This window comes from Wenyingzhuangia sp. IMCC45574 (assembly GCF_054182685.1).
In genome coordinates, this window is record NZ_CM135169.1 from 664,290 (window position 1) to 679,143 (window position 14,854).

The 14,854-nt window shown below is 33.9% G+C and carries 11 protein-coding genes; 5 read left to right on the top strand and 6 right to left on the bottom strand.

Annotated elements, in window-relative coordinates:
- Nucleotides 1-9 precede the first annotated feature (9 nt).
- Together ACXHHC_RS02885 and ACXHHC_RS02890 are read right to left on the bottom strand one after the other, a co-directional pair.
- Nucleotides 10-852 carry a GIY-YIG nuclease family protein gene (locus ACXHHC_RS02885; protein WP_458228154.1) on the bottom strand — a complete coding sequence of 281 codons (843 nt, stop codon included), beginning with the start codon at nt 850-852 and terminating at the stop codon, nt 10-12.
- A 471-nt stretch (nt 853-1,323) separates the two neighbouring features.
- Nucleotides 1,324-1,704 (bottom strand): HU family DNA-binding protein, encoded by a 381-nt coding sequence (locus ACXHHC_RS02890; RefSeq protein ID WP_458228155.1) that lies wholly within the window; start codon nt 1,702-1,704, stop codon nt 1,324-1,326.
- Nucleotides 1,705-3,976: 2,272 nt separating this feature from the next.
- On the opposite strand from ACXHHC_RS02890, the gene ACXHHC_RS02895 reads away from it, so the two are divergent.
- The gene (locus ACXHHC_RS02895) at nt 3,977-4,219 is read left to right on the top strand and encodes a hypothetical protein (RefSeq protein ID WP_458228156.1); all 243 of its coding nucleotides are present in this window, start codon (nt 3,977-3,979) and stop codon (nt 4,217-4,219) included.
- An 85-nt stretch (nt 4,220-4,304) separates the two neighbouring features.
- Here ACXHHC_RS02895 and ACXHHC_RS02900 read toward each other — a convergent pair whose 3' ends face one another.
- Nucleotides 4,305-4,913 (bottom strand): SAM-dependent methyltransferase, encoded by a 609-nt coding sequence (locus tag ACXHHC_RS02900; protein WP_458228157.1) that lies wholly within the window; start codon nt 4,911-4,913, stop codon nt 4,305-4,307.
- 434 nt (nt 4,914-5,347) lie between these two features.
- The gene (locus ACXHHC_RS02905; protein WP_458228158.1) at nt 5,348-6,691 is read right to left on the bottom strand and encodes a 7TM diverse intracellular signaling domain-containing protein; all 1,344 of its coding nucleotides are present in this window, start codon (nt 6,689-6,691) and stop codon (nt 5,348-5,350) included.
- Between the two features lie 226 nt (nt 6,692-6,917).
- Between ACXHHC_RS02905 and ACXHHC_RS02910 the strand changes: the two genes are divergently transcribed.
- From ACXHHC_RS02910 to ACXHHC_RS02925, 4 genes are all read left to right on the top strand, one after another.
- Nucleotides 6,918-7,691 carry an XRE family transcriptional regulator gene (locus ACXHHC_RS02910; RefSeq protein ID WP_458229217.1) on the top strand — a complete coding sequence of 258 codons (774 nt, stop codon included), beginning with the start codon at nt 6,918-6,920 and terminating at the stop codon, nt 7,689-7,691.
- Nucleotides 7,688-9,022 (top strand): exonuclease domain-containing protein, encoded by a 1,335-nt coding sequence (locus tag ACXHHC_RS02915; RefSeq protein WP_458228159.1) that lies wholly within the window; start codon nt 7,688-7,690, stop codon nt 9,020-9,022. The genes ACXHHC_RS02910 and ACXHHC_RS02915 overlap by 4 nt, the downstream gene beginning before the upstream one ends.
- A 422-nt stretch (nt 9,023-9,444) precedes the next feature.
- The gene (locus ACXHHC_RS02920) at nt 9,445-12,414 is read left to right on the top strand and encodes a DEAD/DEAH box helicase (protein ID WP_458228160.1); all 2,970 of its coding nucleotides are present in this window, start codon (nt 9,445-9,447) and stop codon (nt 12,412-12,414) included.
- Between the two features lie 18 nt (nt 12,415-12,432).
- Nucleotides 12,433-13,131, top strand: a complete 699-nt coding sequence (locus ACXHHC_RS02925; protein WP_458228161.1) for a pseudouridine synthase — start codon at nt 12,433-12,435, stop codon at nt 13,129-13,131.
- A gap of 34 nt (nt 13,132-13,165) precedes the next feature.
- On the opposite strand, the gene ACXHHC_RS02930 is transcribed toward ACXHHC_RS02925, so the two are convergent.
- Together ACXHHC_RS02930 and ACXHHC_RS02935 are read right to left on the bottom strand one after the other, a co-directional pair.
- The gene (locus tag ACXHHC_RS02930) at nt 13,166-14,449 is read right to left on the bottom strand and encodes a peptidoglycan DD-metalloendopeptidase family protein (RefSeq protein WP_458228162.1); all 1,284 of its coding nucleotides are present in this window, start codon (nt 14,447-14,449) and stop codon (nt 13,166-13,168) included.
- Complete coding sequence (locus ACXHHC_RS02935) at nt 14,442-14,825, bottom strand: BlaI/MecI/CopY family transcriptional regulator (protein ID WP_458228163.1); 384 nt, start codon at nt 14,823-14,825, stop codon at nt 14,442-14,444. Before ACXHHC_RS02935 ends, ACXHHC_RS02930 begins: the two co-directional genes overlap by 8 nt.
- Between the last annotated feature and the right edge of the window lie 29 nt (nt 14,826-14,854).

The following is a 14,854-nucleotide window of genomic DNA, read 5'->3' on the forward strand; positions in this document are numbered from 1 at the left end:
GCTTATACTTTAATTTCTTTTCAATTCATCTAAAGTTTTTCCTTCCTTGTTTTTCCAATGCTTCCACCCATTAGAAGAACGTCCTAACACTACACCAACAGCAGTACTTGGTGATTTGAATATGTAATTCTCGTTAAACTCGTAATACATATCATTTTCAATTAATATCTTATTTGCTATTAACTTATCTCTTAAGTTTAATAAATAACCATGACAAGAAGGGACAGTAGTTTTACTAACTTGTGAACCTTTATACACAACAAATCCCTCATTAATTAAATCTCCTTCTGCTTTTACTTCTCTTCCGTTTAAGTAAAATAAGTCTTGGGTAATTTCTTCTTGTTTACTAATTTCCTCATAAACTGGAAAGCCTAGTGTAGATAATAAAATAGTTATAGTTTCAAAACTATCTAATAAATCCGCTTCCATAGATTCGGTAACATGGGGTTTGTTTATTTTCTTTTCATTGTCCAGTATATAACGATTGGCTTCTTTAGCTTTTGTAACAGCGTGATATTCCAAATATCTTACATCGGACTTGGTAAATGTATTTTTACTGGAAATTAGTACCACAGCATAATTCCAAAATTCCTTTTCTCGGTTGTGCTGCTTTAATCTTTCAAAGCAATCTTCTGCTTCTCCTATGTATGCTATGGGTTTTACCTTTTCATCAGACTCTCCAAACAAAAAATAAACACCTACATTTTTAGCCTCTTCTCTAGTGGCTATGTAGTCTAATTTGTTTTTTGGTATTAAAACTGCCTTTACCATTCGGGTGGTAATTTCTGCTATTTTGACACTAGTTGGAGAACCATCGGGTATAAAAATCTGTATGGTTTGTGGTCTATTCATTCAATTTTTTAGTCTTACAAAGATAAATATACAAATACGTAGAGGTTACTAGCCACTTTTTTATCTGTTTAGATAAAATTTTATCTAGCTAAGGCAAAAATAAAGTCATTTTATGCTCTATAGCTGCACTAAATTTAGATTTTATGAGGTTTATTACAGCTAAAAACCTGCACTAAATTAACACACACTTATCCAAAACAACAATTCAAGTTCATACACTTAAAAAACCAAACAACTACCCCATACAAAACACTCCATTTTTAGCCCTAAAAAAAAGCACAGTACCTCCCTAAAACCCCACACGTGTGGGAAATGATTGTGACTATAGTCAAAAAAAATTCCCACTAGTGTGATAAACCATTGCCACACTAGTGGGAATGGATTGCCATACGGTGCTTTTTGGGCAAAAAGCATAAAAAATCCCGAAAGCAGTGTTGCTTTCGGGATGAATTTTACGGGCTTGCTTAACCGTTAAGAGGCTAACTGACTTTTTACGGTGGCTAGCATTTTCTTCATTCTAGGACTGGCTCTAAAATTTAAACGTCTTTTAACAATTTGGTCAACAGATACTTCTTCTTCAGAAGCAACTCCTTCTGAGCTTACCCCTACTTTAAAGGTTCCCATTTCGCCCAAATGCACGGTTCTACCCTGCTCTAACTGGTCTATGGTATGTACTGCCAAAGCAGTAATTACGGCTTTACAGTCTATTTCACTTACCGTACTCTGACGAGCGATTAAAGTAGCCATACGATCTATGTCTACCAAGTCTTTAGAAATGGTTTGTAAATAAAACTTTTTGTCCGCTGCTCTGTCTTGCGGGTTGATCTTTTGTACTGAAATTACTTTTAACATAATACAACTTTTTAAAATGACTCTCTTTCTTTTTCACTTGCTTTTAGAGAGATAACCTCAATGGAGGTTACGCTGTAAAACTAGATACAACTCCTTTTCAAAAAACTTTTCGGTATTTTTTAATCTAAAGTTTTCGGACTTGTTATAAAAAAACCTAGTGTTTATAAGGGTTTGTCACTTTTTTTGTTAAACAAGTGTTTGAACAAGTAGGTGAACATGTGTTCAAAAAGTGTTCAAACCTTCAGTGTTTATGCGGGTTTGTAAAATGCCGTTTTTTGGTTTTTGTCAAGTTTTACTCACTTTTTTGTAAAGTTTTTTGTCAACTTTTTGAGTTGTTTTGTTCTCGATACGGCTATAAGCCCTCTGTTTTCAGGGCTTTTAGCCTACTCGAACTGACAAATCTGAATTTCTATAAATTGTCAAGTTTTTGAAACCAATGTCAACTTTTTGAAAAACTTGTTAGGTTTTTTGTGCAGTTTTTTGGAAGTGCATCTCGATACACTAACGTTATTTGATGTGACATGCTTCTCGATACTTCTCCTAACGTCGAAACTCGAAGTGACATGCTTATTGATACGTTAACGTTATTTGAAGTAACAAGGTTCTTGATGCAAACCTTTTGGCTGAGTTTAGGGTAAACGAAAAACTGTAGAAATAAATTAGGCTTAATTCCTTTTATGAGCTTCCTCTACTTTTGTAGACTATAAAAATAAAATTATGTTCATTTCTCCCTTTTTCTTGATAAAAAGGAAGCAAAAATCAAGAAGCTTCCTATGAAATTGCTGCGCACCAGCTTTTCTCATCATTCCATGCTCCTTTGCTAACGCAACGCACTTCCATGATTTCAAAGCTTATTTCTACGGAAGCTTCGGGAATAAATATTGGAGATTTCTATATATATATTATAGTCTTAATATATAACTCTTTGATTGTGCTTAATCTTAATTTCTTAGAAGCTCAAAGTGATAGTTAATGTCAGTTCGAGTGCTGGTTATTGTAGTAAAACGGAAATAAACGGAGTATCGAGAATGGGGTTGGGATTGAAACTCCGTAGTACTTCTCGATACTTCTCCTAACGTCGAAACTCGAAGTGACATGCTTCTTGGTACAATGACGTTATTTGGAGTAACACCTGTTAGCCTATACTTAATAACTATGTCAGTTCGAGTGCTGGTTATTGTAGTGAAACGGAAATAAACAGAGTATCGAGAATGGGATTGGGATTGAAACTCCGTAATGCTTCTCGATACTTCTCCTAACGTCGAAACTCGAAGTGACATGCTTCTTGGTACAAAACCTTTTGGCTGAGTTTAGTGGTAAACTTTATGTGGTGGTCATCGAGCAGCCTGCACTGAACCTAGTCGAAGTGTCGAGATGCAATAATCTGAGATAATTCCAATTAAAAATTTAGGCTTTTACGTTCATTTTGTCTTGATACAAAACCCTTCGACTAGGCTAAGGGTAAACTAACAGCCTATGGCTGCAAAAGATCAAGAAGCTTCCTATGAAATTGCTACGCACCAGCTTTTCTCATCATTCCATGCTCCTTTGCTAACGCAACGCACTTCCATGATTTCAAAGCTTATTTCTACGGAAGCTTCGATAATAGTCAAGATTTCTATTCTATTAATGATTTAGAATGTGTTTTTTACGAAATAACCATGCTATGCCGGGTTAATTTAAATTAATGCTTATTTCTACGGAAACTTCGGGAATAAATATTGGAGATTTCTATAATTGTATTTATAACCAGGCTTCGAGCGATTCGGACACATCAGGAGAGAAGTAACTAGTAAATGTTACTGGAACTATTCTATAACGTTTTTGATTCTACTACTAGCTCCGTTAGGGGCGAAATGTTTATAGAGATTTAAAACCGATATTGAAATGAGCTCCATAGGTGCGACAACCACTCACCTACAAACACAACATTAGCTAACACCGAATACTATGTCACTCCACTGGAGCTTGGGTATTGATGTGCTCTTTCTAGTTCGTAATATATAACCACAACGTGGCTTTTCCTTTTATATGTAGCTACTTATTTCTATGTAAACACAGCATAACTCCGTAAAACCACCTGTTAAAAAGCATTGTTTTGAATAGATATGTATTCGTATGTTTGTGAAATACAAGTACCCTAAAATTGACTGCTATGAGAAACCCTACCCTACTCCTAGAGTGCATCTGTAAACACGATGCGCTGTACTTAAAGAATTTTATAGAACGCATAAATCCTATTCACGTAGAGATTATGGTGGTTAATAGAAAGGTGTGCCTAATTGTAGAGGATTGCAATTACCACAAGTCTTCTATTATTGTAGAAAATCAACATCCTTTTTTGCCAAGTACATTGGCTAAAAAGCACGAAGATAAAATGTTGCGTTTGGCAACAGCCGCAAGTCGTAAAGAAAAGCCTGTTTTTTACGGAAAGCAACTATTACAGAGTTTACCTGCTAACATAGGTACTATTTGTAAGTATTTGGTATACTTAAGTATTCCTGCTATCTGTTAAGCTATAAAAAATTAGTTTTCGTTTTAGGTTTGAGATAAGTTGAGACAAAATTCTTTTTGCGCTCAACTTATCTTATGAATAGCCCTTAAAGCTTGTACAGCATGGTAACTACTTCTTCATTTTTATTGGCTAAGGCTACAGAAAACAATTGTTGCTTGCTTTTAACTTGTAGGTTAAATGGCGGGGCTGTTAGGTCTACTCCACTATTTTTTTGAATACGTACTCCTTTTCCTTCTACAATATCTTTGTTTGGCTGATAAACTCCTGTAGGCAAATGTTCTGTTACAATTGCATATTTATATTGCGGCAATCTTGCTACAATAGTTTTAATCTGAGCATTGTTTAAGTGCAATAAAGTCTTTCGCAGAATAACACAGTCGGCACGTGGCAATAACGGATTGGAAATATCCAAACCTAAAACCCCAGCGGTGCTTTTAACGACTGTGTTGGGTTGAATTAAACCAGATATGATATCTGCTACAATATACGTATCTGTGTATTGAATTAATTGTTCACAAATCGTTAGATCTCCAAAGCCCAATTCGCACACCGTTATGGGATGATTAAAAGAGGTTAAAAATTCAGTCATCACTTTAAGGTAAGGCTCTATCAACTTAGGGTGATGAAATCCTTCTCCAGAAGGAAAATCAATTACCGATTCATCGTTTTCTATACGATACAAAGACTCTTTCATATTGTATTTTTATTGGTTGTGTTATTTATTCCATAAAAAAAGCATCCTGAAAAGTGCGGACAGGATGCTTTGGCAATACAGTACATATATCTAATTATCTCCCCAGATAGATTTTATGTATTTCTGTATCCCCTTTTTTATCTTTTTCTTTTATCAATTGTATGCCTTTTTGCGCTGCTTTTACATCTGTCTATACGTTAAAAAACTATTCTTTTTAAACACTTTCTATGCGTATGTACATCAAAAAATAAACAGAACATTTGTACAACTAAGAGGCAAAGTCTCTTTACAAAAAGAGCAATCCTTACCAAGGGTTGTGCATGCAAATTTCACACATTTATCAACCTTTTTAAAGAAAAACAGGGGTGGTTTATGGGTGATATACGGGTAGTATTCGGGTAGTTTTATAACATATATCAAACAAAAAGAGCTATTTACTGAATATTTAGTAGCATTACCTCTTTTCTACTGCTTATTTGCAACTCGTCGTAAATTGCCTTAATATGGTACTTTACCGTGTTGATAGAAATATTCATTTCTTCTGCAATTTCTTTATTTGTAAGTCCATCTGTAAGCAAGCTTAAGATTTTGGTTTGTCTTGGAGTTAAATTATAACTAGGTACTTCTGCATTTGCCACTGCCTGATTGTTTTCTAAATCTTCTGTTAGTTTTTTAATCTCCTGGGTATAGGCATACAAATCGTCTCTAATTTTATCGTTTTCTTTTTGTAAAAACTTCATTCTATATACCACGGCATAACTCAATGTCAACATCTCAAACACTCCACCTATCTTTAACAAATTGGTAGTAACTCCAATATTTGGAATTCCATATAAAGGACAGATAAAGAAATCAAAAGCCAATACTAAGATTAAAAAATAAGCAATGGTAAAAAACTTGGCAAACGCGTTTTTATTGAATAGATATACACCGGTAAGCCAATACAAAGTCAATACATTTATAGCAATAATATCTCCTAATGCGTACCAAAACACTTTTTTGGTAGATAAGAACACAATGTAACACACCAACACAACCAACATCATTACCGCAGTTACATATTTAATCTTGGGTAAATACAAGTTGTGCTGCAAGTAAGTACCTGCAAATATAGCTCCGCAAATAGGAATTAAAACGTGTACAATCATTTCCCCTTCTTTAATAAACCAAAGAGAATTGGTTAACGTGGGTATTAAACCGTCTCTAAACATTAGCGCAATAGAAATGGTTGTTAAAAACAATGCATAGTACAAAAAGGTATAATCCTTAAAAGAAAAGAAATAAAATAGGTTAATGATGATCACCATAATGGCAAAACCGTAATACAAGCCCAATCTTAACAACTGATTGCGTTGATGTATTTGAAATTCACCCTTTGTAAAAGTATGTACAGGAATAAAAGCTTCTTTATTTACCTGTATTCTTATGTAGGCTGTAGTATTATTAGGGATGGTAAAGGTGGGGAAAACCGTATTGTTTACCCTATCTACTCCTTTGTACACATCAAAATTAAACAACTTAGCAGATGAAAGCTCTACGGTTCTTATTTTTTTGGAATTATTAACCATTCGCAACCAAAAAACACCATTGTGTAAGCCCTCGTTTATTTTTTCTGATACAGGTACAAAGGTTTGTGTCTGTACGGTTTCTAATGTTTGATTGCCATGTACATCTTGGTAATAGCTTACCTGAGCAAATAGAGAATTACAACATAAAAACAATCCTAAAATCAACCTCATAGCTATATAGCCGTTCTTGTTTATTGTAATTTTCTTCATAGTTATTTGCAAAACTTAAAAATAGATGATTTCTATTTACCTAATCTCTTTTTTATTGATGTATGAACACAAAACCCGTAGAAAGCCTTGTAAACCTACAAAGTTAAAAGTAAATCCATCATACATACAAATAAATAGCCATCTTAAAAAGGGGGGAATTGTTTAGCAAACGTAAACTTTTTAAAAATGCTACAAATTATAGCTTATTATGTTTATATTTGTAGCAATGGATTTTTTAGCATCAAATATAAGTCACTTACGCAAGCAAAAAGAACTTTCTCAGAGTGCTTTTGCAGCAGCAATGAATGTACCTAGGTCTCGTATTTCTTCTTACGAAGAAGGAAGATCTACTCCTAATATTGAATTTTTAATTCAACTGTCAGATTATTTTAAGATTCCGATTGATATTCTAATTCGTAACAACCTGACTACCGAAGAGAACGTTTCTTTTATTCAGTTAAGAAACAAACGTATTCTATTCCCTATTACAATTGATAGTGATGATGAGGATTTGATAGAAATAGTTCCTGCCAAAGCACAAGCAGGTTATTTATCTAGTTACGATGATCCTGAATACATAGAACAACTAAAGAAAATTAAACTTCCGTTTTTACCTATTGGTTTGCACCGTGCTTTTCCCATTCAGGGAGATTCTATGCTACCCATGAAAGATGGCTCTTTTGTGGTGGGGAAATTGGTAGAAGATATTGCGGATGTAAAATCGGGTCGTACTTATGTAATAATTACATTAAATGACGGAATTGTATACAAGCGCGTTGAAAATAATTTAGAAAAAGACAATACCTTAAAGTTAATTTCTGACAATACGGCTTACCACCCTTATGATTTGCACATTTCGGAAGTAATTGAGTTATGGGAGTTTGCCTGTGCTATTAACACACAGGAATACAGCGAGAGTGAATTGAAATTAAGTAGCATTATTAATTTATTTAACGATCTAGGGATTGAATTGGCAGAACTAAAAAAAATATTGGCATGATATACTCTATTATTGATGTAGAAACTACAGGAAAAACCAATAGAATTACAGAGATTTCTATATTTAAACACGACGGAACAGAAATTATTGACGAGTTTACTTCTTTGGTAAACCCTATGACTCCTATTCCGGATTTTATTACTGCACTAACAGGTATTGATGATGCAATGGTAGCCGATGCTCCTACTTTTGATGAGGTTGCCAACAAGATTTTAGAATTTACAGAAGATACCGTGTTTGTAGCGCACAATGTAAATTTTGATTACAATGTAATATTAAAAGAGTTTAAACGTATTGATTTAGATTTTAAACGTAGAAAGCTATGTACCGTTCGTTTGTCTAAAAAATTAATCCCTCGATTAAAATCGTACAGCTTAGGAAAGCTATGTACTAGCTTAGAAATTCCGTTGGTAGATAGACATAGAGCCAGAGGAGATGCGGAAGCTACCGTTAAATTATTAGAACTTTTATTAGCCACTCCAAAGGCATCGGAGGTGTTTCACGAATTTTTAAAGGCCAACTCTAAAGAAGCTACTTTACCTCCTCACCTGCCCAAAGCAGTGTTTCAAGGTTTGCCAAATCAGCCTGGAATCTACTTCTTTAAGGATAAAAAAGGAGAAATTATTTATGTAGGGAAAGCTAAAAACATAAAACAACGCGTACTAAGTCATTTTTACGATAAAAAGCAAAAGGAACTAGATATGTGCTTAGAAATTGCACATGTAGACTACGAATTATCTGGTAGTGAATTGATTGCTTTGTTAATGGAGGATGAAGCTATTAAAAAACACTATCCTAAATACAACTTTGCATCCAAACGCTTTTTAAGTCAGTATGCCATTTTTAATTATACGGATAGAAAAGGAATTATCCACTTTGCCATTCAGAAACTAAAATTGGCTCCCAACCCCTTATTGGTTTTTAAAAATCAACGAGAGGCCAAACAGTACTTAGAACAGATTTGTGAAAGCTTTAACCTGTGTCCTAAATTCTGTCATTTGCAAGAAAACACACACGGTTCTTGCAATCATTACAAAATTAAAACCTGTGGAGGAATTTGTAAACAAACAGAATCTGTAGTTGTGTACAATATTAGAGTTAAACAAGCCGTAGATTACATACAACAGAACCAGCTGAGTAAAATTATTCCACAACCTGGTAGAACTCCAGAAGAGAATGCTTTTGTACTGATTAAAGAAGGAAGCTACCGTGGATATGGTTTTGTAAGTGGTGATGTACAAGTAACCAACGAAGATGCACTGGATTTTTATTTAATTCCGCAAAAAGACAATTTAGACATACAACGAATCTTAAAGCCGTATACGTGTTAAACATTAATACTATTAATAACTTGTTTAAAGTTTTCTAAGAACATTTGAGTTTTTATATTCATTTTAGTTCGCCATTTTTCATTTTATAAATAGGAACTCATGAATGCAGAGCATTTGTCTTGATACAAAACGAACCAAAAGATCAAGAAGCTTATTTCTACAGAAGATTCGTGGTTTCACTAACAATTTCAATTATGTTTTTCACGAAATAATCAAACTATGCCATATTATTTAAACTTCAACTTATATCTAATCTGTTAAGAAGTCACTTTGGTTGTGTGTTACCAAAGTTTTAGGAGTACGCATGTATCGAGAAGAATACATCTTAACAAATTGTTCATAAATTTCTATATACTGGAATTTTCTAGCGGATGAAACCCTTATTTTAGTCAGTCTCTAAAATTATATGTCCCCCATAATATATGGCTAACGAAAAAAATTGGTTAAACTACTACAAAAACAGTCTAATAGATAGTGAAAGTCTTGCTGTAGACTTAAGTAGAATTAAAAATTTATTTGAAGAAAAAAGCTGTTCTGTAGGAAACGGATTGATCAACGCGAAGAATGCAACCGAAATGTTAGATGCAGAAGAGCGTAGAATTAACCGAATTAAAGGTATTAGCAAAAAAGACAGTAAAAACTGGATAGAGATTACTGAAACAGAAATCCTAATAGCTCCATTTTTTTTAGAATACACCTCGCAAAACCCAGAATACCCAAATAAAGAAATAAGACCTTTATGGATTCCTGCACGTGTAAACCGTTCCGGACAATTATCTGTATCTAAAGAACTATTTCCCTTAATTGTTCGTAATTACTTAACCCCTATTGCAGATATTAAAAATGATTTCATTTTTGCCTCTACCGATAGCATTCTAAGAGCTAGAGAAATTGAAAAACCTGAACCAATATCAGAAGAAGAACCTGTAACGTGGGCAGCTTATTGGGAGTATGCCAACGAAGTGTTTCAAAATATTACATTTAAAAACATTAACAACTACAGAGCCGAAGGCTATAGAACCAGAAACGAAGTAATATATTTTGCTACAAGTTCTAAAGTTGCCACAGCTAAAAGTATTCTTTATTTATACGATCACATTATTAATGAAGTAGATGATTTGCCTCATTTACATAAAATTATAAAACCAGAAAACAGAACCCGAAGAAATGCTGTTACAGACGAAGGATTCTTAAGCTATAACCATTTCCATTCAGGTCAAATGTCAAATCAGTTTCCGTTGTCTATTAGCCAGCGAAAAACATTACTATCCTACTTAACTTCCGAAGCAAACTCTGTTACCGCAGTAAATGGACCTCCTGGAACAGGAAAAACGACCTTATTGCAAAGTGTAGTAGCAACAGAAGTTGTAAAAGCTGCTATTAGAGGAGAAGATGCTCCTGTTATTTTAGCCTGCTCTACCAACAACCAAGCAGTAACAAATATTATAGATAGTTTCCTAAACTCTAAGAGTTCTATGGGGAACTTAGCAGAACGTTGGATTCCCAATTTTAATGGATATGCAACCTACCTGCCTTCTAACTCTAAAAGTGCCAAATCTCTAGAAAACATCAATTATCTAAAAGGGAATTTATTTGGACACGAAGGAACACTTTGCGACTTAGAGAATGAAAAGTACTTGTATGAAGCAGAAGGGTATTTCTTTGAAAAATTTAAAGACGAATATGGCTTTGCTTTTGACAATTTAGAAGACACTTGCGACCATTTACAAAAAGAAATTAGATTGATTGATGACGAGTTGGTTAATGCGACAAAAACATGTACCAATTTCTTAAAATCTGTAGAAAAAATCAATCAAATTCTTTTACACAAACAGGATTATATTGCAGATGACACCATTCAGATTGGAAAACTGAAAGATTGGAGAGATCAGATGAAAGCGGTTATGGATACTGCTAAAAGCAGCAGTTTTCTTGCAGAAATGAAAGCGTGTTTTTATGTAGGTACTGATGCCGATTCTAACTATACTTTTAAAGCTAACACAGAGATTATTGAAGATGAGAAAAAAGCCTATGACTTTCTAAAAGACTGTTTAAATAACTTAAATACTGCTCTACAGTCGAACATAAAACTCCATGGTTGGAGAATGAAAAACAACATTCAGGGATTCCCTTTTACTTCCGAGGAGCAAATGTGGGAATTTGAATATCAGAAATTAAAAAGTGAAGATCTTTCACAACGTTTCTTTTACGATGAATTGGATGTGAAATTACGTCATAAAGCTTTTTTATTAGCCATTCATTATTGGGAAGCTCGTTGGTTAGAAGCTACTATAGATGCCGTTGAAAATGATACAGAAAAAGGTACTGGTGAAAAGCCAATTAGTGCCAAATGGAAACGAAGAGCAATGCTTACTCCATGTTTTGTTGCAACTTTCTACATGGCTCCTACACACTTTGTTTACAGTCAGTTTCAAGGAGAAAGTGAAGAGGGAAAACCTATTTTTGACTATTTACCACTTTTCAATTTTATAGATCTGTTAATTGTAGATGAAGCGGGACAAGTAACGCCCGAAGTAAGTATTCCTTTGTTCTCTTTGGCAAAAAAATCTATAGTCGTTGGAGACTTACAACAAATTGAACCAATCTGGTCCATCCCTTTAAAGATTGATAGAGGAAATTTAAGCAATCAGAACATCATAACCAACTATAGCCAAACAGAGGCTTTTAGTGATTTAGGCTTTCTGGCTTCTAATGGAAGTATTATGAAAATGGCTCAGAATGCATGTGAGTTCGAAACACCTTTTAAACACGACACACAGGCTGGATTGGTTTTGTTAGAACACAGAAGATGCAATGATGAAATTATCGGTTTTTGTAACGAATTAGCCTATGATGGTATTCTAAAACCCATGAAAGGAATCGCTAAAGAAAATCAATTATTCCCTTCGATGGTAGCTTATCATATAGAGGGTAAAAGCGAAAGACGTTATAATAGCCGTTGCAATCTAAACGAAGTACAAGCCATTATTAAGTGGTTAAGTCTGTACGAAGAGGATATTAAAAAAGCATACAATGTAACTTCTATTGAATCTGTTTTAGGAATTATTACTCCTTTTGCCAGTCAGAAAACAGAACTTTCTAAGACTTTGATAGAAGCCGGATTTAAGGTTAACCAAATAAAGTTAGGAACCGTACATGCTTTGCAAGGGGCAGAACGAGAAATTGTACTATTTAGTTCTGTGTATAGCAATAGCGATGAAGGGACTTTGTTTTTTGACAAAGACGACAAACCAAACATGTTAAACGTTGCTGTTTCTAGAGCAAAAGATAGCTTTATTCTGTTTGGTGACACACGTGTATTTGATGAAACCAAAAAAACACCATCGGGAGTGTTAAAAAAACATTTGAATATTCTAGAACTGGCTCAATAAAATCTTAATTTTAAGTTGATGTTACAAATTATTTTTCAAGATGATTACTGTCTAGTGGTACATAAGCCCAACAATATGTTGGTGCACCATTCAGCCATGGCAAACAATCAACTGGAAGAATTGTCCATGGTTCAAATTTTAAATGAGCAATTGGGTAAAAGTAGCTATCCAGTACATCGTTTGGATAGAAAAACCTCGGGGATTATTCTGTTTGCCAAAGAGAAAGCATACGTAAAAACCTTTCAAGATTTATTTGTTAATAATCAGATTCAGAAAACGTACTATGGTTTGGTTCGTGGCTTTATACCTGAGTCTGGTAAAATAGATAGCCCTGTAAAAGGACGTGATGCAAATGTTCATAAAGAAGCCCTTACCCATTTTGAAAGAGAAGAAACTTTTGAAGTACCCATTAAAGTTGGCCCTTATGAGCAATCGCGCTATAGTTTGGTAAAATTAGAACCTAAAACAGGTAGATTGCATCAACTTAGGATTCATATGAATAAAATTAGCCACCCTTTAATTGGTGACCCTAAATACGGAGATCGTTTTCACAACCGTATGTTCGAAAATGAATTTAATTGCTCTAGCTTGTTTCTACATGCCAAAACTCTGGAGTTTGAACATCCTTATACTCAAGAAAAACATCTGTTAGAAACTGAGTTTCCTAAACAATGGGAAGAGACCATCCAACAATTAAGAATACTTACAACAAAATAAAACTCCGAAACGATTACTTCGGAGTTTTTAACTATTAATAATAATCTTTAGGATCTACAGGTTTACCGTCTTTGCGAACTTCATAGTGCAAATGAGGTGCAGTAGATTTACCAGAGCTCCCCACGTAGCCAATTACTTGTCCTCTGGTTACCTTGTCCCCTACTTTAACAGCATAATCGCTAAGCTGAGCATACAATGTGGTATATACCTTGTCGTGAAGAACAACAATCATCTTTCCATACGTTCCTTTTTTAAAAACTACATTTATCACTTCTCCAGCACCAGCTGCAACAACAGGAGTTCCTTTCTTTGCAGGAATATCAATTCCGTTGTGCATTCTTTTTACTTTATCTATAGGATGTACTCGTAGTCCAAAACTTGAAGAAATCCTTTTAAAATCCCCTTTTTTAATGGGTAAAATACCAGGAGGATTGTCAAACGTTGTATACTCAGTTTTAAATCCAGTAAAAGACATTGTTAATATTGCAAACGCTGGTATAATAGCTACATAAACAAACATTTTCCATGTAGCACTTTTCTTTTGGGTCATCATTTTTACTCTTTTTTGAATTGTTAAATCACTAAAATAATTGTAAAGCCCTATTGTTTTATGATGATTCATGAGGTTGTCTAACAACAATTGTAAATATTCTGATGTTTTATAATTACTTTTTACCATGGTTGCATCCACTTGAAACTCATGTACGGCTTTTAAATCTTTTTGAAAGAAATAAACCAAAGGGTTGAACCAAAAAAATGCAGTATAAATTTCTGAGAAAATTAAATCTAAGGTATGTAAATAGCTTGCGTGCAACCTTTCGTGTACCAAAATAAGCGCATCAGCTTCCTTCTGGGCAGGAATAAAAATCCATCCAAAGAAAGAAAATACCTGATGTACTTCTGATTGATTCACTGTAAAAAATTGTTCCTTACTATTATAGACAGACTGCTGTTTTAGATTGTAAATCTTAAGCAAGTTTTTACCTATCAAAAACACTTTAACTAATACTCCTGTAACATAAATGCAAACCAATATTTGTATCCAACTGAATTGTAAACTGGTTTGTAAAAAGCTTTCTTCTACTTTTTCTATTTCAAAAAAAGGTACATCTAACAATTGTGATGATGCACTATGCATATACATTGCTGAACTTACCTGATACTCTATAAAAGGAACTAGTAAAGACACAGGAAGAATGAATAACAAAAAGGCACGGTTGATAGTATAAAAAGTGAGTTTGTTAAAAAACACACGATAGAGCATATACAACACAGTAAAAGCAATACTAACCGATTGTAAATAACTAAAATCAATCATTATTTTCTTTTAAAGTCTCTATTTTACTTTCTATCATTTGTTTCATCTTTTCTAATTCCGTTACATTTATGGACTCATCTTCTGTAAAAAAAGAGGCAAAATTGCTTACCGAACCATTAAAAAAATTACTTACCACATTTTTAAACTGTCCTCTAAAATAATCCTTTTTAGAAACCAAAGGATAGTATCTATTAGACTTCCCAAACTTTTCATAACCAATAAATTGCTTTTTTGTTAAAACCTTTACCACAGTTTGTATAGTAGTATAGGCTGGTCTTGGTTCTGGAAACTTTTCTACAAGTTCCTTTAGAAAAGACTTTTCTAACTCCCATAAATACTGCATTACCTGCTCTTCTGCTTTGGTTAAATCTTTCATTTTTATACGTATAAAATTTTGTAGCTACG